Annotated in this window: 15 protein-coding genes and 1 pseudogene; 2 read left to right on the top strand and 14 right to left on the bottom strand. The window is 65.3% G+C overall.

Annotation, left to right across the window (positions count from 1 at the left end; translation table 11 throughout):
* Positions 1-438 (top strand): annotated as a pseudogene (locus tag IVA82_RS32225) (hypothetical protein); the annotation flags it as partial.
* A 290-nt stretch (positions 439-728) separates the two neighbouring features.
* On the opposite strand, the gene IVA82_RS32220 reads toward IVA82_RS32225, so the two are convergent.
* From IVA82_RS32220 to IVA82_RS32195, 6 genes are all read right to left on the bottom strand, one after another.
* On the bottom strand, positions 729-2,225 hold the full coding sequence (locus tag IVA82_RS32220; protein ID WP_247390959.1) for an ABC transporter substrate-binding protein: 1,497 nt from the start codon (positions 2,223-2,225) through the stop codon (positions 729-731).
* A 55-nt stretch (positions 2,226-2,280) separates the two neighbouring features.
* Complete coding sequence (locus IVA82_RS32215; RefSeq protein WP_247390960.1) at positions 2,281-3,285, bottom strand: oligopeptide/dipeptide ABC transporter ATP-binding protein; 1,005 nt, start codon at positions 3,283-3,285, stop codon at positions 2,281-2,283.
* On the bottom strand, positions 3,282-4,295 hold the full coding sequence (locus IVA82_RS32210) for an ABC transporter ATP-binding protein (protein ID WP_247390962.1): 1,014 nt from the start codon (positions 4,293-4,295) through the stop codon (positions 3,282-3,284). Before IVA82_RS32210 ends, IVA82_RS32215 begins: the two co-directional genes overlap by 4 nt.
* A 2-nt stretch (positions 4,296-4,297) precedes the next feature.
* On the bottom strand, positions 4,298-5,164 hold the full coding sequence (locus tag IVA82_RS32205; RefSeq protein ID WP_346658816.1) for an ABC transporter permease: 867 nt from the start codon (positions 5,162-5,164) through the stop codon (positions 4,298-4,300).
* A 26-nt stretch (positions 5,165-5,190) separates the two neighbouring features.
* Positions 5,191-6,141: an ABC transporter permease gene (locus IVA82_RS32200; RefSeq protein ID WP_247390964.1), complete on the bottom strand. Its 951-nt coding sequence runs from the start codon at positions 6,139-6,141 to the stop codon at positions 5,191-5,193.
* A 469-nt stretch (positions 6,142-6,610) separates the two neighbouring features.
* The gene (locus IVA82_RS32195; protein WP_247390966.1) at positions 6,611-8,032 is read right to left on the bottom strand and encodes an amidase; all 1,422 of its coding nucleotides are present in this window, start codon (positions 8,030-8,032) and stop codon (positions 6,611-6,613) included.
* Between the two features lie 145 nt (positions 8,033-8,177).
* Here IVA82_RS32195 and IVA82_RS32190 point away from each other — a divergent pair, with 145 nt between their 5' ends.
* The gene (locus tag IVA82_RS32190; protein WP_247390968.1) at positions 8,178-9,065 is read left to right on the top strand and encodes a LysR substrate-binding domain-containing protein; all 888 of its coding nucleotides are present in this window, start codon (positions 8,178-8,180) and stop codon (positions 9,063-9,065) included.
* A 6-nt stretch (positions 9,066-9,071) separates the two neighbouring features.
* On the opposite strand, the gene IVA82_RS32185 is transcribed toward IVA82_RS32190, so the two are convergent.
* The 8 genes from IVA82_RS32185 to IVA82_RS32150 all read right to left on the bottom strand — a co-directional run bounded on the left by IVA82_RS32185 (position 9,072) and on the right by IVA82_RS32150 (position 17,915).
* The gene (locus IVA82_RS32185) at positions 9,072-10,007 is read right to left on the bottom strand and encodes a carbohydrate kinase (RefSeq protein WP_247390969.1); all 936 of its coding nucleotides are present in this window, start codon (positions 10,005-10,007) and stop codon (positions 9,072-9,074) included.
* A 5-nt stretch (positions 10,008-10,012) separates the two neighbouring features.
* The gene (locus tag IVA82_RS32180; protein WP_247390971.1) at positions 10,013-11,647 is read right to left on the bottom strand and encodes an FGGY-family carbohydrate kinase; all 1,635 of its coding nucleotides are present in this window, start codon (positions 11,645-11,647) and stop codon (positions 10,013-10,015) included.
* A gap of 38 nt (positions 11,648-11,685) precedes the next feature.
* Positions 11,686-12,459 (bottom strand): SDR family oxidoreductase, encoded by a 774-nt coding sequence (locus IVA82_RS32175; protein ID WP_247390973.1) that lies wholly within the window; start codon positions 12,457-12,459, stop codon positions 11,686-11,688.
* 39 nt (positions 12,460-12,498) lie between these two features.
* Positions 12,499-13,506, bottom strand: coding sequence for an ABC transporter ATP-binding protein (locus tag IVA82_RS32170; RefSeq protein ID WP_247390975.1), 1,008 nt, complete (start codon positions 13,504-13,506; stop codon positions 12,499-12,501).
* A 14-nt stretch (positions 13,507-13,520) separates the two neighbouring features.
* Entirely contained in the window at positions 13,521-14,351 is an 831-nt protein-coding gene (locus IVA82_RS32165) for a carbohydrate ABC transporter permease (RefSeq protein ID WP_148738103.1), read from the bottom strand.
* 4 nt (positions 14,352-14,355) lie between these two features.
* Entirely contained in the window at positions 14,356-15,228 is an 873-nt protein-coding gene (locus IVA82_RS32160; RefSeq protein ID WP_247390977.1) for a sugar ABC transporter permease, read from the bottom strand.
* A 91-nt stretch (positions 15,229-15,319) separates the two neighbouring features.
* Complete coding sequence (locus tag IVA82_RS32155) at positions 15,320-16,633, bottom strand: sugar ABC transporter substrate-binding protein (RefSeq protein WP_247390979.1); 1,314 nt, start codon at positions 16,631-16,633, stop codon at positions 15,320-15,322.
* A 331-nt stretch (positions 16,634-16,964) separates the two neighbouring features.
* Positions 16,965-17,915: a sugar-binding domain-containing protein gene (locus tag IVA82_RS32150; protein ID WP_247390981.1), complete on the bottom strand. Its 951-nt coding sequence runs from the start codon at positions 17,913-17,915 to the stop codon at positions 16,965-16,967.
* Positions 17,916-17,920: the final 5 nt, after the last annotated feature.

Raw genomic sequence — 17,920 nt, 5'->3', positions numbered from 1 at the left:
AGCCCTCGACGGAGATCATTCGCAAGGGCAAGGCCGGCAAGCCCAACGGGTTCGGCAAGATGGTCAAGCTGCAGGAAGCCGAAAACCAGATCGTGATCGACTACGAAGTCTATGATCGGCGGCCGAGCGATTCGGACCTGTTGATCCCGGCCATCGAAATCCACCAAGCCAAGCTCGGTCGCACGCCACGTCTGGTCGCGGCAGATGCCGGGTTCTATTCCGCCAGGAATGAAGCCGCGGCGAACCGGCGAGGAGAGGCTGGCCGAAGCCCAGAAACCGATCTTCGCGACTGCCCGCAAGGCGGCGCGGCGCATCGAACGAAAATACGGCAAGAAGAATCTGGGTTGGGATGACTTCGAATGGGGCTTGCTAAGCGGCAAGCTTTCCGCATTGTCGTGGGTGCTCGGCTCTGAGTGGGAGGAGTCACTTGACACCTGAGACGGCGTGGCTGGTGTGACCCTGGGCTCTCTTGATCGCCGCGCACTCTTTCACAATTTGAGTCGTGAGCAGACTCAAGCGCGAAAAACCTCGTTTCCAGGAGAGAAGGTGGCGCGAAGCGCCTGATGAGGGGTCTCTATCCGCGAATTCAACTTGCGAGATTCGCGTGCGGACGAAGACCCCCCACCCTGCGAGTCCGTGTCTACCGGCGTCGCTGCCCTCTCCCACAAGGGGAGAGGGCACAACAACGGGCCGCGCGCGGCGAACGATGAGGGTGCCTTCGCGCTCCCCTACTCCCAATGCCACGCCGAAAAATCGTTCTCGAACTGCGGGACTTCCTTCCAGACGCCCTTCAGCTTCTTGTTCGTGATGGTGATCAGCTGCGGCTGGTAGAGGTAGGCGGAGACGGCGTCGGTTGCCAGCATGCGCTGGGCGTCGCCGAGAAGCTTTACACGGGCCGCTTCATCGGGTGTCGACACGATCTGCTTGTAGAGCGCGTTGAAGGCCTCGTTGTTGTAGCCGAGGTAGTAGTCCGGCTCGGTGATCTTGACGAGATCGAACGGCTCGACATGGCTGACGATGGTGAGGTCGAAATTGTGCGGACCATTGCCGGCGAACACCTGCGACAGCCACTGCGCCCATTCGACGTTCTCGACCTTGGCGATGATGCCGACCTTGGCGAGCTGGGCTGCGAGGATCTCGCCGCCCTGCCGCGCATAGGACGGCGGCGGCAGCTTCAGCGACAGCTCGAGCGGCGTGGTGACGCCGGCCTCGGCCAGCAGCTTCTTGGCCTTCTCGGGATCGTACGGGTTGATACCGGTGGTATCGACATAGCCAAGCGCGGTTGGCACGTAGAAGCTGCCGATCGGCGTGCCGAAACCATCGACGGCGCCGTCGATCATCGCCTTGCGATCAATCGCGGCGAGGATCGCACGGCGCACGCGGACATCGTCGAGCGGCTTCTTGCGATGGTTGATGGCGACGATGGTCTTGGCCCTGGAGCCGCCGACCATAACGTTGAAGCGCGGATCGGCCTTGAACTGCGCGATGGTGCGCTGGGCCGCGACGCGCGGAAACGCATCGACGTCACCCGAGAGCAGCGCCGCCGTCTGCGCCGCTGGATCAGAAATGAAGCGGATCGTCACCTTGGAGAGCTTGATCGCGGCGGCATTGCGATAGTCGGCCCATTTGTTCAGGGTCATCGACGAGCCCTTGGCCCAGGCGCCGAGCTGATAGGGCCCGGTCCCAACCGGCTGCGTGATATTCGTCGGCGCGCTCTTCGGCTCGACGATCGAGGCACTCGCCTGCCCGATCAAGAACGGAAAGTTCGGCTCTGAATTTTTCAGCGTGATCACGACCGTGTCGGCATCGGGCGCGGCAACGGACTCGAAGCTCTGGAACAGGCTCTTGTCCTTGTTGGTGCTGGTGGCGACAGCGTTGCGCTCGAACGAGAATTTCACCGCCGCGGAATCGAACGGCTCGCCATTGTGGAATTTGACGCCCTTGCGCAGCTTGAACGTGTAGGTCTTCAGGTCGGGCGAAGCGGTCCAGCTCTCCGCCAGCAGGGGCGAGGTGGTGCCGTCCTCGTTAATCTTGGTCAGCGTCTCATAGATGTTGTAGAGCGTGACCTCGGCGATCGCCGCGGCGGCCGCGTTGGTGGGATCGAGCCCCGGAGGCTCCAGCGCCATGGCCATGACGACGCTGTCCTTCTTGCCCTGCGCCAGCACCGGTAGCGGCGCCGCAGCGAGCACGGCAGCGAATGCGACGATGGATAGTTTCCTGAACATGCGTAACTCCCCGGCCTTCTGTCTTCTCAAGACTACGCCAATTCCGCCCCGGACACTAACCTTCCATGGCGGCTCGCGGCAATGCCATCACGGCCTCTGCCTTGTGGCAGGCGGCCAGATGCGCCTCGCCCAGCTTGCGCAACTCAGGCAGGACCTCGCGGCAATGCTGGTCGGCAAGCGCGCAGCGCGCGGCATAGGGGCATCCGGTCGCGGCCGCCGATTGCGAGGCGATCACCTGCGCTCCGCGGCGGCGCCGGCCGCTGCCGGCGCGGACGCGCGGCACGGCGTCCAGCAGCGCCCGCGTGTAGGGATGGGCGCAGCGCTCGAACAGGTCTTCGGGGCGTCCCTGCTCGACGATGCGGCCGAGATACATCACCGCGACCTCGTCGCAGAGATAGTCGACGACGGCGAGGTCGTGGCTGATCAGGACGTAGCTCAGGCCGAACTGCTCCTGGAGGTCCTGCATCAGGTTCAACACCTGCGCCTGCACGGAAACGTCGAGGGCGGAGACCGGTTCGTCGGCGACGATCAGCTTCGGCTGGGTGATGAGCGCGCGCGCGATCGCGATGCGCTGACGCTGGCCGCCGGAGAACTCGTGCGGATATTTGTCCATGTCGGCATCGCGCAAGCCCACCTGCCGCAGCACGGCGGAGACCCGCGCGCGAAATGTGGTGCGATCGGCCTCCTCCAGCACGGTCAGCGGTTCGGCGACGATGCGCGCGATGGTCTGGCGCGGGTCGAGCGAGCCATAGGGATCCTGGAACACCATCTGGAAGTCGCGGCGGGCGCGGCGCAGCTCGTCAGCGGAGATATGGTTGAGGTTGCGCCCGAGCAGCGCGACCTGCCCCGATGTCGGCCGCTCCAGCGCCATCACCAGCCGCGCGAAGGTCGACTTGCCCGAGCCGGATTCGCCGACAATGCCGAGGCTCTTGCCGGAGGCGACCTGCACGCTGACGCCATTGAGCGCGCGCACCTGCCCCGGCGGACGAAAAAGGCTTTCGCGCGGCAACGCGTAGCGCTGCTCGAGATCCTTCACATCGAGAAGAGGCGCTGCGGTCATGCGGTCAACGCTCCGACCCTTTCAGCCATCGAGACATCCGTCCTGATGCAGCGCACGAAGTGGCCAGGCCCGACGTCCACCATCGGTGGAAGCGCGGCGCGACATTGGTCGATCACGAGCGGACATCGATCCGAAAAGGTGCAGCCGGACGGCAGGTCGGCAAGCTCCGGCACCGTGCCCGAGATCGTCTTCAGCCGCGTCCCCTTGCGCGCGCCGAGCTTCGGGCGGGCGCGGAACAGGCCCTGTGTGTAGGGATGCCCCATGCGGCGGAACACCTCGTCGGTCGGCCCGCTCTCGACCACGGTGCCGCCATACATCACCATCATGCGCTGCACGTTCTCGGCGATGACGCCGAGATCGTGCGAGATCAGGATCATCGACATGCCGCGCTCCTCGACGAGGTCGGCGATAAGGTCGAGGATCTGGCCCTGAATGGTGACGTCGAGCGCAGTGGTCGGCTCGTCCGCAATCAACAGGTCGGGGCCGCAGGCGAGCGCCATCGCGATCGTGACGCGCTGGCGCTGGCCGCCCGAAAACTGATGCGGATAGGCATCGATGCGCCTTGCCGGATCCGGCAGTCCGACGCGGTCGAGCAAGGCGATCGCTTCCTTGCGCGCTTGGGCGGCGGAATATTTCTTGTGACGCCGCAGCGGCTCGGCGACCTGGTGCCCGATCGTGTGCATCGGGTTGAGCGCGGTCATCGGCTCCTGGAAGATCATGCCGATGCGGTTGCCGCGCAAGCCGCAATAGTCCGCATCCGAAAGCCCGACCAGCTCGCGTCCGTCGAGCCGGATGCTGCCGGTCACGACCGCGCTTTCGGGCAACAGCCCCATCAGGGACAGCGCCGTGACCGACTTGCCGCAGCCGGATTCGCCGACTAGCCCCAGCGTCTCGCCGCGCCTCAGCGAGAAGCTGACGCCGCGTACGGCCTGCGCAGGACCGCGGCTGGTGTTGAGGCGGACACCGAGATTGTCGACCGCGATCAGCGGCATGGTTACGGGATCAGCCATCCTCACCGCTCCCGCGCCAGTCTTGGATCGAGCAGATCGCGCAGTCCATCGCCGAGCAGATTGAGGCCGAGCACAGCAATCGCGATTGCAGCGCCGGGATAGACCGCCAGCATCGGCGACTGAAACAGCAGCGTCTGCGCGTCGTTCAGCATGCGGCCCCAGGACGGTTGCGGCGGCTGCGTGCCGAGTCCGAGATAGGACAAGGCGGCTTCGGCGAGAATTGCCAGCGCGAACTGGATGGTGACCTGCACGATCAGGATCGACAGGATGTTGGGCAGCACATGCTCGATGGTGATGCGAAAGCCCCCCTTGCCCGCGGCACGCGCAGCCAGCACGAACTCACGCGCCCAGATCGCGTTGGCCGAGCCGCGCGTCAGCCGGGTCAGCGTCGGGATCTGAAAAATGCCGATCGCGACGATCGAGGTCACCATGCCCGGACCCACGACAGCCGCGAGCATGATGGCGGAGAGCACGGCCGGAAAGGCGAAGGTGAAATCAGAGAAGCGCATGATGATCTCTTCGGTCCAGCCGCGCCGGGCCGATGCGATCAAGCCGAGACAGACGCCGAAGGTAAGACCTATGCTCACCGCGATAACGCCGACCATGATGGTAGAGCGGGCGCCTGCGAGCAGCAGCGAGACGATGTCGCGGCCGAAGGAATCGGTGCCGAGCCAGTGCGCCGCCGACGGCGGCCTGAGTTTTGAAGCAATGTCGATCTCGTACGGCGACCACGGCGTCCATACCAGCGACAACAGCGCCGAGGCGAGCACCACAAGGCTGAGCGCGCCGCCCAGCATGAAGCTGCGATGCCGCAGCGCACGACGCCAAAATCCCGTGGCGGGACGCGTCGGCGCAGGTGCCGTCGGCAATCCGACTGCGGCGGCGAGCGGATCACTCACAGGTCGTGCACCTTGATGCGGGGATCGACGAAAGCATAGAGCACGTCGACCACGAAATTGACGATGACGACCATGGTAGCGAGCAGCATCACGCAATTGCGCACCACGATGAGGTCGCGATTGGCGATCGACTGGAAGATCAGGCGGCCGAGGCCCGGCAGATAGAACACGTTCTCGATCACGATGGTGCCGGCGAGCAGATTGGCGAATTGCAGGCCCATCACCGTCATCACCGGGATCATGGCGTTGCGCAGCACATGGCGCCACAGCACCTCGCGCCTGCCGAGCCCCTTCGCGCGCGCGGTGCGCACAAAATCCTCACGCAGCACTTCCAGCACCGCCGAGCGCGTGACGCGCGCGAGGATCGCGGCCTGCACCACCGCGAGCGAGACTGCCGGTAGCAGCAGCGACTTGATGCCAAGCCAGATGCCGTCCTCCCAGCCGGCAAAGCCGCCGGCGGACAGCCATTGCAGCCGCACCGAGAACAGGAGCACCAGGAGAATTGCGAACCAGAAGTTCGGCAGCGCGATGCCGACCTGCGTCAGCGACATCACCCCGACATCGCCGAGCTTGTTGTGGTTGGCCGCGGTGTAGATGCCGGCCGAAAGCGCCAGCGTCACCGTGATCAGCATGGACATGATCGCGAGCGGGACCGTCAGCACCAGCCGCTCCGCGATCAGGGCTGCGACGGGCGTGCCGTAGACATAGCTGTTGCCGAGGTCGCCGAGGACAAGGCCCTTGATCCAGTGCAGATAGCGGACGGCCAGCGGCTGATCGAGGCCGAGCTTGACGGTGAGCGCGCGCACCGCATCCGCCGACGCATCGGCGCCCATCAGCATCTGCGCGGCGTTGCCGGGAAGCGCGTCCAGCACCAGGAAAATGATCAGGGAAGCGCCGACCAGCGTCGCCAGCAAAGTCACGAGACGTCGGAGGACAAATACGCTCATGCGCTCACGAGCTCCGACGTCGTCCTGGCGAAGGCCAGGACCCATAACCCCAGGGAGCGGTTTGGCGAAGACTGGTCGTTCGGTACTGGCACCGCGCGTCACCGATAAATTCCGCGGTATGGGTCCTGGCCTTCGCCAGGACGACACCGAGGGGGTTGCGGGCGCTATGCAGCATTAGGAAAAATACGCTCATGCGCTCGAGCTCCGACGTCGTCCTGGCGAAGGCCAGGACCCATAACCCCAGGGAGCGGTTTGGCGAAGACTGGTCGTTCGGTACTGGCACCGCCCGTCGCGGATAAATTCCGCGGTATGGGGTCCTGGCCTTCGCCAGGACGACACCGAGGGGGTTGCGGGCGCCATGCCGCATTAGGACAAATACGTTCATGCGCGCTCGGTTTCAGGGCTCACCCGCGCCACGATCAACATGTCCGGGGGCGCGACGCAAGTGCTTTGCCGCATGCGCATCCCCTCAAGCAGGCCGGCGGGACAGGAGATCGTGCGAGGCCTCGAACAGCGCGCTCACGCGCAGCAATTCGGCGTCGTCACGGAAGCGGCCGACGAGCTGGAGCCCGATCGGCAGGCCGTCGCGGCCGAAGCCGCAGGGCAGGCTGACGGCGGGATGCCCGGTCATGTTGAAGGGCATGGTCCAGGGGAACCAGTGCGGGCGGACACTGTCGAAATGCTTGCCGTCGATCTCGATGGTGCCGAACAGGTCCTGCTCGATCGGCAGCGCAGTGCGGGTGAGGGTCGGCATCGCCAGCAGGTTGCCGCGCGCAAGCAGGGATTGCACCCGGCGAAACAGCGCGGTGCGCGCGAACATCGCCTCTTGATAATCGACGCCGCTGACTTCCGTCGCAAGCGCAAGCTGTTTGAGGAAGGCCTCGCTCAGTTCGCTCCTGTGCTCGGCCGCCAATTTTGCAAAGCGGGTGCGCCAGAGCGTGTGGTTGATAGCGCGCCAGATCGGCTCGACGTCAAAACCCTCGCCGGAGAATTCCTCGAGTTCGGCGCCAAGACGCGCCAGCCGATCGAGGCTCGCCCTGAAGCTGGCTGCGATATCGGCGGACACGGGACGGCCGGGCGGCGAGAGGCAGAACAGGATTTTCTGCCCGCGCAGATCGCCGCGTGCCATTGCGGTGCCGATAAAGTCCGGCACGGGAACGCCGATCGACCAGGGATCGCAAGGGTCCTCCCCGGCCATGGCCTGCATCATCAGCGCGGTATCGGCGACGGTGCGGGTGGTGGGCGTGACATAGGTCTGGTTGCCGAAAGCATCCAGCGCCTGGCTGTGCGCGATGACGCCATTGCTCTGCTTCAGCCCGACCACGCCGTTGCAGGCCGCCGGAATCCGCGTCGAGCCGCCGCCGTCGGTCGCGATCGCCAGCGGCGCGATGCCGCTCGCCGCCGCCACTGCCGCGCCGCCGCTGGAGCCGCCGGAGGAACGCTCCGCGCTCCACGCATTGCGGGTGCGGCCAAACAGCGGCGAGTCGGTCAGGCATTTGCTGCCGAATTCCGGCGTGGTGGTCTTGCCTATCAGGATCGCGCCTTGCGCGCGCAGCTTTGCAACCGCGACTGCATCTGCGGCCGGCACATTATCCCTGTAGGGAACGGCGCCGAAGGTGGTCCTCACGCCCCTGGTGTTGACGATGTCCTTGACGGTGACGGGGATGCCGTGCAGCAGGCCGAGCGGCTCGCCGGCTATCACCTTGCGCTCCGCCTCGCGCGCCTGCGCCATCGCCTCGTCGCCACAGAGCGTGATGAAGCAGTTCAGCTTGGGCTGCAGCGCCTCGGCGCGGGCGAGAACCGCGCGGGTGATCTCGACCGGCGAAATCCGTTTTTCGACGATAAGGCCGCGCAGTTCGGTTGCGGACAGCAGGCAGGGATCGCCGTTCATCCTCAAATCACACTCCGAAGCCGGCCGCCGTTGGCCCAAGACACTGACGTGGCATTGACATGCCATTGACAGCGAGAATGACAGTTTTGTTAACTCGCCGTCCAATACGATTTTAATCGTCAACCCATACGTTTTCGGTATGCCAATGGATCTTCGCCGGCTTCGCTATTTCGTCGCCGTGGCCGAGGCGCGCAGCGTCGGCAAGGCCGCCGAGCGGCTGCGGATGGCGCAGCCGCCGCTCTCGGTCCAGATCCGCAAGCTGGAAGCCGAAATCGGCGCGCCATTGTTTCGCCGCGGCACGCGCGGCATGGACCTGACCGAGGCGGGCCAAGCGCTGCTGGCGCGCGCCAGCGAGGCGCTTGCACTCGCCGCCGACGGCGCCGAAGCTGCCCGTGCGGTGGCCTCCGGGCGGCGCGGCCGGCTGTCGGTCGGCTACATGTTCGTGCTGGCGAACGCAGTGCTGCCATGGCTGATCCCCGAATTGCGCCGATCCGTTCCCGGCGTCGATCTCGACTTCGCAGAACTCAGCGCATCGACGCGCGAGGTGCGGCTGCTCGACCGCAGCGTCACGGTCGCGCTGTGCATGCCCGCGATCCACCATCCCGAGATCCAGGTGGCGCAGATCGGGGCGCAGCCGTTGATGCTGGTGATGCCGATCCGCTCGCCGCTGGCGCGCCTGAATGCCGTGCCGATGGCCCGGCTACAGGGCCGCCCGCTGATCGCGTTGCCGCCGCCGGACCAGGATCCCGCCTCCTCCGCGGTCGCCGCCCTGCTGCGGCGGCACCAGGTGGTGATGCCGATCGCCAGCCGGGTGGAGACGGTGCATTCGGCGATGAGCCTGGTTCTCGCCGGCGAAGGTCTCGCCATCGTGCCGGCCTGCGCCAAGCTCGGCGCGCCGCGCGGCATCGTGTTCAGGCCGCTGCGCGATGCCGCCGATTCCATCGATGTTGCGGTGTGCTGGCGGCGGGATTCCCACAGCCCGATGATCCGCACCTTCCTCAAATGCGCCGAGAAAGTCGTGGCGCGGCTGTGACGGGGACTACCAGCTCCACGCGATCTCATGGCTCCAGGGCGGATCGGCGCCCGGGCGGGTGCAGGTGAGGCCGGCGCAATTGGCGGCAAAGGACAGCGCGCGGCGGAGTTCCTCGGTGCTGATGCGCTTCAGTTGCTCGCGGACGAGGCGCCCCTGCTTGTGCAGGGCGAACAGCAATGCGGCCTGGAAACTGTCGCCGGCGCCGATGGTGTCGGCGACCTCGACCTGCGGCGCTGCGACTTCGATCTGCCCTGCTCCCGCGTGCCAGGCGATGGCGCCGTTGTTGCCGCGGCTGATGACGACGAGGCTTCTCCCTTGTTCCAGCAGCGCAGTCGCCCGTTGCCGCCAGGGCTCTTCGCCGTAGAGGTAGGCGAAGTCGACGTCGGACATCTTGATGAGATCGGCGCTTGCGGCGAATTCGGCAGTGCGCGCAAGGTAGGCCGGCTTGTCCTTGACCAGATTGGGCCGGCAGTTCGGATCGAAGGAGATCGTCGAGGATGCCTGCGCATCGGCGATCAGGGCTTTGGTCTCGGCCGCGCCGTGGTCGTTGACCAGCGTGGTCGAACCGACATGGAGGGCTTCGACCGTATCGAACGCAATGGTCCCGCGCCGGTAGGTCCAGTTCCGAGTCGCCGTCTCGGCATCATAAAAGGCATAATGCGACTCGCCGGCGACGATGCGCACGAAGGCGAGCGTGGTCTGGTGATCGCTGCGGGTGGCGAGACCGAGCTCGACGTCGGACGCCGCGGCATGGTCGGCGATCATGCGCCCGAACATGTCGGTCGAGATCCCGCCGACGAAACCGGTGGGCGCGCCGAGCCGCGCCATGCCGATGGCGACGTTGAGGCAGGAGCCGCCGACGGCCGGCATCACCGCCTCGCGCCCGTCGGCGTCTTGCGTCGGCACAAAATCGATCAGCGCATCGCCGCAGGAAATCAGCATCCGTTTCAGCCTCTGCCCATCGCCGCGCGGCTGCCGCGATCGACCTCGCGTAGCAGCTTGTAGACGTCGCACTTGCGGGCGTGAAAGGCGGCCATGTCGGGCGCGGTCGGCTCGCTCTTCCGTCCGAGCGCCGACATCTTTGCCATGGTCTCGCCGATCGAGCCGTAGGCACCGCCGGCGACCGCCCCCAACATCGCGGCGCCCAGCAGCACCGGCTCTTTCGTCTGCGGCAGCGCGACCGTGAGGCCGGTGGTATCGGCCATGATCTGCCGAACCAGCGGACTGCGACTCGCGCCGCCGCCCATGATCATGATGCTGGAGTGGACGCCATGCGCGGCAAAGGCCTCGATCACTTCGGCAAGGCCATAAGCGAGGCCGCAGAGGCCGGCGACGAACAGCCGCTCCATCGCGCCGATATCGGTGTCGAGATCAAGGCCTGTGATCACCGCGCGCGTATCAGGATCGGCGTAAGGCGAGCGATTGCCGATGAACTCGGGGAGGACATGAACGTCGCGGGCCAGCAGCGCGGCGCGGCTGGCGTCACCTGCGCGCGCGATGATGCGGCGTTCGAGGAACTCGATGATGTCGAGCCCCTCGCTGCGCGCTGCCGCGCTCGCCTCGCCAAAGCCGGGATGCGACTTGAGGAGATGATCGATCGCCGCGCCCGCGGCGGACTGCCCGCCCTCGTTGAGCCAAAAGTTTGGCACCATGCCGGAGTAATAAGGACCCCAGACGCCCGGCACGAAACACGGCGCCTTCGTCGTTGCCATGATGCAGGCCGACGTTCCCATGATGTAGGCGAGGCGGTCGCAGACGTCCGTCGCCTCGCCGGATCCGTCGCGGCCGCCGATTGCGCCGATGCCGCCGGCATGGGCATCGATCAGCGCCGCGCCCACCGGCGTGCCGGGCACGAGGCCAAGGTTGGCTGCCGCCGCGCGGGTGAGACCCGCTCCGAGCCGTGTGCCGGGCGCGACGATCTCGGTGCCGATGCGGGCATAGTTTTCGCTGACGAAATCCGATAGGCCAATGCGCCGGAAGAACGGCGCGCTCCAGCCGCCGTCATGCGCGAGATAGTTCCATTTGCAGGTGACGGTGCAGGTCGAGCGCTGCAGCGAGCCGGTCGCGCGCCAGGTCAGGTAGTCGGCCAGATCGAAGAAATGACCCGCCGCGTCAAAGCTCGCGCGCGCATGCCGCTTCAGCCATAGCAGCTTCGGCATCTCCATCTCGGGCGAGATCGAGCCGCCGACATAGCGCAGCACGGCGTCCTCTGTCTCGTTGATCAGCCGCGCCTCGGCCGTGGCGCGATGATCCATCCAGACGATGACGTTGCGCTGCCTGTCGCCGGAGGAACTGACGGTGACAGGCTCGCCCTGGCGGTCGACCAGCACCAGCGAGCAGGTGGCGTCGAAGCCGACACCGCCGACGCTGTCGGGGGCGATGCCGGCTTCCGCCATTGCGGCCCGCACCGATTTGGCGCAGGCGTCCCAGATGTCGGCGGACGACTGCTCGACGATATCGCCGGCCTCGTGCCAGATCCTGATCGGATGCCGGGCGGTGGCCAGAAGGGTGCCAGCCTCGTCGAACACCCCTGCCCGCGTGCTCGTGGTCCCCACGTCGACGCCGATATACGCTCGCGGCATTGTCACTCCCGGTCGCTCTCGTCAATTTTGACGCAAGCCTACCAGCAAGTGTAGCCGCCATCCACCAGTACGATGCTGCCGGTCATCAGGCTCGCGGCCTCCGAAGAGAGGAACAGCACGACGGAAGCGATCTCGTCGACCTGCCCCATCCGCGCCATCGGGGTTCCGCCGATCCAGGCGTCGTACATTTTTGCATTGCTCTTGACGAAGGCGTTGAGCGGCGTCTCGATATAGGTCGGCGCAACCGCATTGACGCGGATGCCGCGCGCGCCCCATTCGGCGGCCAGCGACTTGGTGAGATGGTGCACGGCGGCCTTGGAGGCATTGTAGAACGATTGTTCCTGCGGCTTGTTGACGATGAAGCCCGACATGGAGCCGATATTGACGATGGCGCCGCTCTTCGCCTTGAGCATGTGCTTGCCGAACTCGCGGCAGCACCAGAAGGTGCCGTTGAGATTGACGTCGATGACGTTGAGCCAGTGCTCGTCGGTCACGGTCTCCGCCGGCGTCTCGCTGCGGGCAATGCCGGCATTGTTGACGAGGATGTCGACCTTGCCGTGGCGCGCGACGAGGTCGCCCGCCACCTCGGCCACGCGTTTGGTGTCGGTGACGTCCATGATCGCGGTCTCGACGTCATAACCCTTTGCCTTCAGGCTGGCCTTTGCGGTGTCCGCGACCTTGCTGTCGCGATCGCCGATGACGACCTTGGCGCCGGCTTCAGCCAGCGCCTCGGCACAGGCGAGGCCAATTCCCTGCCCGCCGCCGGTGATGAACGCCGTCTTGCCGTCCAGCTTGAATTTTTCCAGGTACATGTTGCTCTTTCCGTTTCTTGCCGTACTTGCCGTTTCTTGTCAGCCCCGAACGGCGTTGCCGCTCGCGTCGAAGCGGTGAATGCGCGCGGGCTCCGGCATCAGCGACACGCGGTCACCGGCATGCAGGCTGAGTTCGCCGATGTAGCGTGCCGTCAGCATGCCCAGAGGCCCTGCATCGACGTACAGAAAGGTATCGCTGCCGAGATGCTCGGCGACCGCAATCGTGCCCTGCCAGCCGCCGGCGCCGTCCCGCTCGATTTTGAGGTGTTCCGGCCGCACGCCGATGGTGGTGGCGCCCTGCTGCTTCGCCAGTTCGCCGGTCACGAAGTTCATTTTCGGCGAGCCGATGAAGCCGGCCACGAACAGGTTGGCCGGCCTTTCATAAAGCTCCAGGGGCGAGCCGTACTGCTCGATCTTGCCGCCGTTGAGCACGACGATCTTGTCGGCCATGGTCATGGCCTCGACCTGGTCGTGGGTGACGTAGATCGCGGTGGTGCCGAGCTGTTTCTGCAGCCGCGTCACCTCGATCCGCATCTGCACGCGCAGCGCGGCATCGAGGTTGGACAGCGGCTCGTCGAACAGGAACGCCTTGGGCTCGCGGACGATGGCGCGGCCGATCGCGACGCGCTGGCGCTGGCCGCCGGAAAGCTCGCGCGGCTTGCGGTCGAGATAGGGCGTCAGGTTCAGCGTCGCCGCAGCGGCCTCGACCTTGCGGTTGATCTCGTCCTTGGGAAGCCCCGCCATCTTCAAGCCGAAGCCGATATTGCCGCGCACGCTCATGTGCGGATAGAGCGCGTAGGACTGAAACACCATCGAGAGGCCACGCTTGGCGGGCGGCGTATCGACGACGTTCTTGCCGTCGATCAGGATCTTGCCGCCGCTGACGTCCTCGAGCCCGGCGATCAGCCGCAGCAGCGTGGTCTTGCCGCAGCCTGACGGCCCGACGAACACCACGAAGGAGCCATCGGCGACGTCGAGATCGGCGCCCTTGATGATGTGCACGGGGCCGAAGGATTTTTGCACGTCCTGAAGTGTGATCTGACCCATGATCCGGCAGCCCTTTATTTCACCGCGCCGAAGGTGAGCCCGCGCACGAGCTGCTTCTGGCTGAACCAACCGAGGACGAGAATGGGTGCGATCGCCAGCGTCGAGGCCGCCGACAACTTTGCCCAGAACAGCCCTTCCGGACTCGAATAGGAGGCGATGAACACGGTGAGCGGCGCGGCGCTCGAGGTCGACAAATTGAGCGTCCAGAACGCCTCGTTCCAGGCCAGGATCAGATTGAGCAGCATGGTCGAGGCCAGGCCCGGGATCGCCATCGGCGTCAGCACGTAGACGAGCTCGCGGCCGATAGTGGCGCCATCCATCCGCGCGGCCTCGAGGATGTCGCGCGGGATCTCCTTGAAATACGTGAAGAGCATCCAGATCACGATCGGCAGATTGCCGAGACAGAGGATGAAGACGAGACCCATGCGGGAATCGAGCAGGCCGAAGCTCTTGTAGATCAGGTAGATCGGCACCAGCACGCCGACCGGCGGCATCATCTTGGTCGAGAGCATCCAGAGCAGGATGTCCTTTGTGCGCTTGGTCGGCGAGAACGCCATCGACCAGGCTGCAGGAATGGCGATCAAAAGCGCAATCAGCGTCGACCCGCCGGCGATGATGATCGAATTCACTGCATGATGCAGATAGTCGCTGCGCTCCTGCACGGTGGCGTAGTTTTCGGTGGTCCAGTGGAAGAACAGGAAGGATGGCGGAATGGCGAAGGCTTCCAGCTCGGTCTTGAAGCTCGCCAGCACCATCCAGAGGATCGGAAAGAAGATCAGGAAGCCGAAGAACCACGCTCCGATGGTCGATACCACCACCCGCTGCGTCGTTGCCATCCGTGCCATGGTCTCACGCCTCCAGATTGCGGCCGACGATGCGGACCAGGAAGAAGGCGACGACGTTGGCGATCACGACCGCAACCAGGCCGCCGGCAGAGGCGCTGCCGACGTCGAACTGGATCAGCGCCTGCGAATAGATCAGGAAGGCGATGTTAGTGGTTTGCAGGCCCGGTCCGCCGCCGGTGGTGACGAAGATTTCGGCGAACACGGTGAGCAGGAAAATGGTCTCGATCAGGATCACCACGGTGATGGGACGCGCCAGATGCGGCAGCGTAATGTAGATGAAGGCCGAGAGCGCGCTGGCGCCGTCCATCTCGGCCGCCTCCTTCTGCTCCTCGTCGAGCGATTGCAGTGCTGTCAGCAAGATCAGCGTCGCGAACGGCAGCCACTGCCAGGCGACGATCAGGATCACGGCGAACAGCGGCACGTCGTTGAACCAGTCGATCGGCGTCAGCCCGAATAGCGACGCGATCCAGGCGAACAGGCCGGAGACCGGATGCATCAGCAAATTCTTCCAGACCAGCGCGCTCACCGTCGGCATCACGAAGAACGGCGCGATCACCATCAGCCGGACGATGTTGCGCCCGATCACGGGCTGATCGAGCAGCAGCGCCAGGGGAGTGCCGAGTAGAATGGTCAGCGCCAGCACCGAGCCGACCAGCACCAGCGTGTTCTGGAGCGAGTCGAGGAAGGCGGGATCGGTGAGGAAATAGCGGAAATTCTCGAGGCCGACGAACGCCTCGGAGCCGGGATCGAGCAGGCTGTAGTGCAGCGTCGAGAAATAGAGCGTCAGCGCCAGCGGGACGATCATCCAGATGAAGAGCAAGCCAACGGCCGGCGTCAGGAGCGACCGCGCAAGGATTTGCGTCTGCCGGGTTGCCATCGTCAGCTTCTCCGCCGGGGGAAGAAGGCGGCCATCCACCAAGCGAAGCGTGGATGGCCGCTAGTCTGAGCTCGGGAGGGAGAGCTCGGGTTCACTTGATGTAGCCGGCGCGCTTCATCTCGCGCTCGGTGACGGATTGCGCCGCGGTGAGCGCGGCATCGACCGTCATCGATCCGGCAAGCGCGGCCGAGAATTGCTGGCCGACCTGCGTGCCGATGCCCTGGAATTCCGGGATCGCGGCGTATTGCACGCCGACATAAGGCACCGGCTTCACGGTCGGCTTGTTCGGATCGGCCGCGTCGATCGAGGCCAGCGTCAGCTTGGCGAACGGCGCGACCTTGAGATAATCAGGGTTCTGGTAGAGCGAGGTCCGCGTGCCCGGCGGCACATTGGCCCAGCCTTCCTTCGCCGCCACGAGCTTGGTGTAGTCCTTGCCGGTCGCCCAGGCGATGAACTTCTCGGCGGCTTCGGCTTTCTTGGAGCCGGCGGGGATCGCGAGACTCCAGGCCCACAGCCAGTTCGCGTTCTTGCCGAGCCCGGTGTTGGGCGCGAGCGCGAAGCCGACCCTGTCGGCGACCTTGGAGTCCTTTGGATTGCTGACGAAGGACGCCGCCACGGTGGCATCGATCCACATCGCGCATTTCCCGGCGTTGAACAACGCCAAATTCTCGTTGAAGCCGTTCGAGCTCGCGCCCGGAGGTCCCGCCTCCTTCATCAGATTGACGTAGGTCGTCAGCGTCGCCTTCCATTCCGGCGTGTTGAACTGCGGCTGCCACTTCTCGTCGAACCAGCGCGCGCCGTAGGAATTGGCCATGGCCGAGAGGAACGCCATGTTCTCGCCCCAGCCGGCCTTGCCGCGCAGGCAGATGCCGTAGACGCCGCCGCTCTTGTCGGTCAGCTTCTTGGCGGCGTCGATGACGAAATCCCAGGTCGGCTTTTCCGGCATCTTGAGGCCGGCCTTCTCGAACAGATCGGTGCGGTACATCACCATCGAGCTCTCGCCGTAGAACGGCGCGGCGTAAAGCTTGCCATCGACGGAGACCGCATCCTTGATCTTCGGCAGGAGGTCGGCGACATCGTAGTCCGCGCCGAGATTGGCCAGCGGCACCAACCAGCCCTTCTTGGCCCAGATCGGCACTTCGTAGGTGCCGATGGTGAGCACGTCGAACTGCCCGCCCTTGGTGGCGATGTCGGTGGTGACGCGCTGACGCAACACGTTTTCTTCCAGCGTCACCCATTTGACTGTGATGTCCGGGTTCTTCGCGGTGAATTCGCTGGTCAGACCCTGCATCCGGATCATGTCGCCGTTGTTCACGGTGGCAATGGTCAGGGTGGTTTCGGCCACCGCGGGGATGGACAGCAGCAGGACAGACGCGCCGCAGACGGCGCCGAGGACGTGTTTCACGGTGACCTCCCTAAGGCTCGCGCTTTTGAGCATATGCCCACGCGTTGGGCGTATGTTCAACTGAGGGCGTGCCGTTGTCAAGCAGGCGTGCGGGTGCTTCAGCAACTTATGAGTGCTGCGGTGCGGGAGGGGAACGGAGTTGATGATCTCGAGCGAGTGCCGCGGGCGTTCTTACCTCTCCCGCTTGCGGGAGAGGTCGTATCGCATCGCAGATGCGATACGGGTGAGGGTTTTCTCCTCTTGGGGAGTCTTGCCAGTGGAGAGACCCTCTCCCCACCCCTCTCCCGCAAGCGGGAGAGGGAGCTGAGTCACACTGCCGCGCCAGCTTCGCCTACCTCTCCAGAATCGCCCGTGCTGTCGCCTCGTCCGTGATCAGGCCATTGATCAGGTGTCCGTTCAGCGCCGCGGCGATCGCCGGCACCTTGGCGGCGCCGAGCGCGGCGCCGATCGTCGTGGTCTTCGCCGGCACCTCTGGCGGAATGCTGGTCAGGCGCTTGTTGGTGCCGGCCTTGAGCAGGCGGCCCTTGGCGTCATAAGCCCAACCGGTGATCTCGCCGATCGCTCCCTGCCGCATCATCTCGAACAATTCGTCGCGGGTGAGGAAGCCGTCGACATGGACCTGTGCCTTCTGGTCCATCTGGCCGATGCCGACGAGGCGCAGATCAGCCTTGGCCGCAACCGCCTTCACCTTCGCGATCGGCTCGATCCGCACCATCTTATTGCGCTCGTCTTCCGACGACATCAGGAACGGCAGCGGCATCGGATAGTGCCGAGCACCGGTGCGGTCGGCGAGCCGGCCGACGGTGTCGTAGAAGCTCGCCGAGCCGTCGGCGGAGATGTTGCCGACCAGCGAGACGATCTGATGATTGGGCCGGTCGATCGGTGTGACGCGTTCGACCGCGGCGCGCACCGCGCGTCCTGTCCCGAGCGCGACGATGACGGGGGTCTCCGAACGTAGCGTCGCGTCCAGCAGGTTGGCGCAGCGCTCGGCGATGCCTGCGTTGGCCTGAGGCGCCGCTGGATCGGCCGGCACCACCTCGCAATGGACGAGGTCAAAGCGCTCCTTGAGGCGCGCTGCCAATTCCATGCAGGCGGCGATGGGGTGTTCGAGGCGGAAGGTGATCAGCCGCTCGGCAAGGCACAACGACACCAGCCGCTGGGCCGAAGCCCGCGACACCTGGAGCATCTTTGCGATCTCGTCCTGGGTGTGGCCGGCAATGAAATAGAGCCAGCCGGCGCGCGCGGCGTCGTCGAGCCTGGATTTTTCATTCTCGGCGGCCATGGCGG

The sequence above is a fragment of the Bradyrhizobium sp. 142 genome, assembly GCF_023074015.1.
In the GTDB taxonomy this organism is placed as follows: Bacteria; Pseudomonadota; Alphaproteobacteria; order Rhizobiales; family Xanthobacteraceae; genus Bradyrhizobium.
The sequence above is the reverse complement of the archived record's forward strand: the minus strand, read 5'-3'. Positions and strand labels throughout refer to the sequence as shown.

Bases quoted from the DNA above. Each gene is read 5' to 3' on its own strand.
- IVA82_RS32220 (WP_247390959.1), bottom strand. From the start codon at position 2,225: ATGTTCAGGAAACTATCCATCGTCGCATTCGCTGCCGTGCTCGCTGCG.
- IVA82_RS32215 (WP_247390960.1), bottom strand. From the start codon at position 3,285: ATGACCGCAGCGCCTCTTCTCGATGTGAAGGATCTCGAGCAGCGCTAC.
- IVA82_RS32210 (WP_247390962.1), bottom strand. From the start codon at position 4,295: ATGGCTGATCCCGTAACCATGCCGCTGATCGCGGTCGACAATCTCGGT.
- IVA82_RS32200 (WP_247390964.1), bottom strand. From the start codon at position 6,141: ATGAGCGTATTTGTCCTCCGACGTCTCGTGACTTTGCTGGCGACGCTG.
- IVA82_RS32195 (WP_247390966.1), bottom strand. From the start codon at position 8,032: ATGAACGGCGATCCCTGCCTGCTGTCCGCAACCGAACTGCGCGGCCTT.
- IVA82_RS32190 (WP_247390968.1), top strand. From the start codon at position 8,178: ATGGATCTTCGCCGGCTTCGCTATTTCGTCGCCGTGGCCGAGGCGCGC.
- IVA82_RS32185 (WP_247390969.1), bottom strand. From the start codon at position 10,007: ATGCTGATTTCCTGCGGCGATGCGCTGATCGATTTTGTGCCGACGCAA.
- IVA82_RS32180 (WP_247390971.1), bottom strand. From the start codon at position 11,647: ATGCCGCGAGCGTATATCGGCGTCGACGTGGGGACCACGAGCACGCGG.
- IVA82_RS32175 (WP_247390973.1), bottom strand. From the start codon at position 12,459: ATGTACCTGGAAAAATTCAAGCTGGACGGCAAGACGGCGTTCATCACC.
- IVA82_RS32170 (WP_247390975.1), bottom strand. From the start codon at position 13,506: ATGGGTCAGATCACACTTCAGGACGTGCAAAAATCCTTCGGCCCCGTG.
- IVA82_RS32165 (WP_148738103.1), bottom strand. From the start codon at position 14,351: ATGGCACGGATGGCAACGACGCAGCGGGTGGTGGTATCGACCATCGGA.
- IVA82_RS32160 (WP_247390977.1), bottom strand. From the start codon at position 15,228: ATGGCAACCCGGCAGACGCAAATCCTTGCGCGGTCGCTCCTGACGCCG.
- IVA82_RS32150 (WP_247390981.1), bottom strand. From the start codon at position 17,915: ATGGCCGCCGAGAATGAAAAATCCAGGCTCGACGACGCCGCGCGCGCC.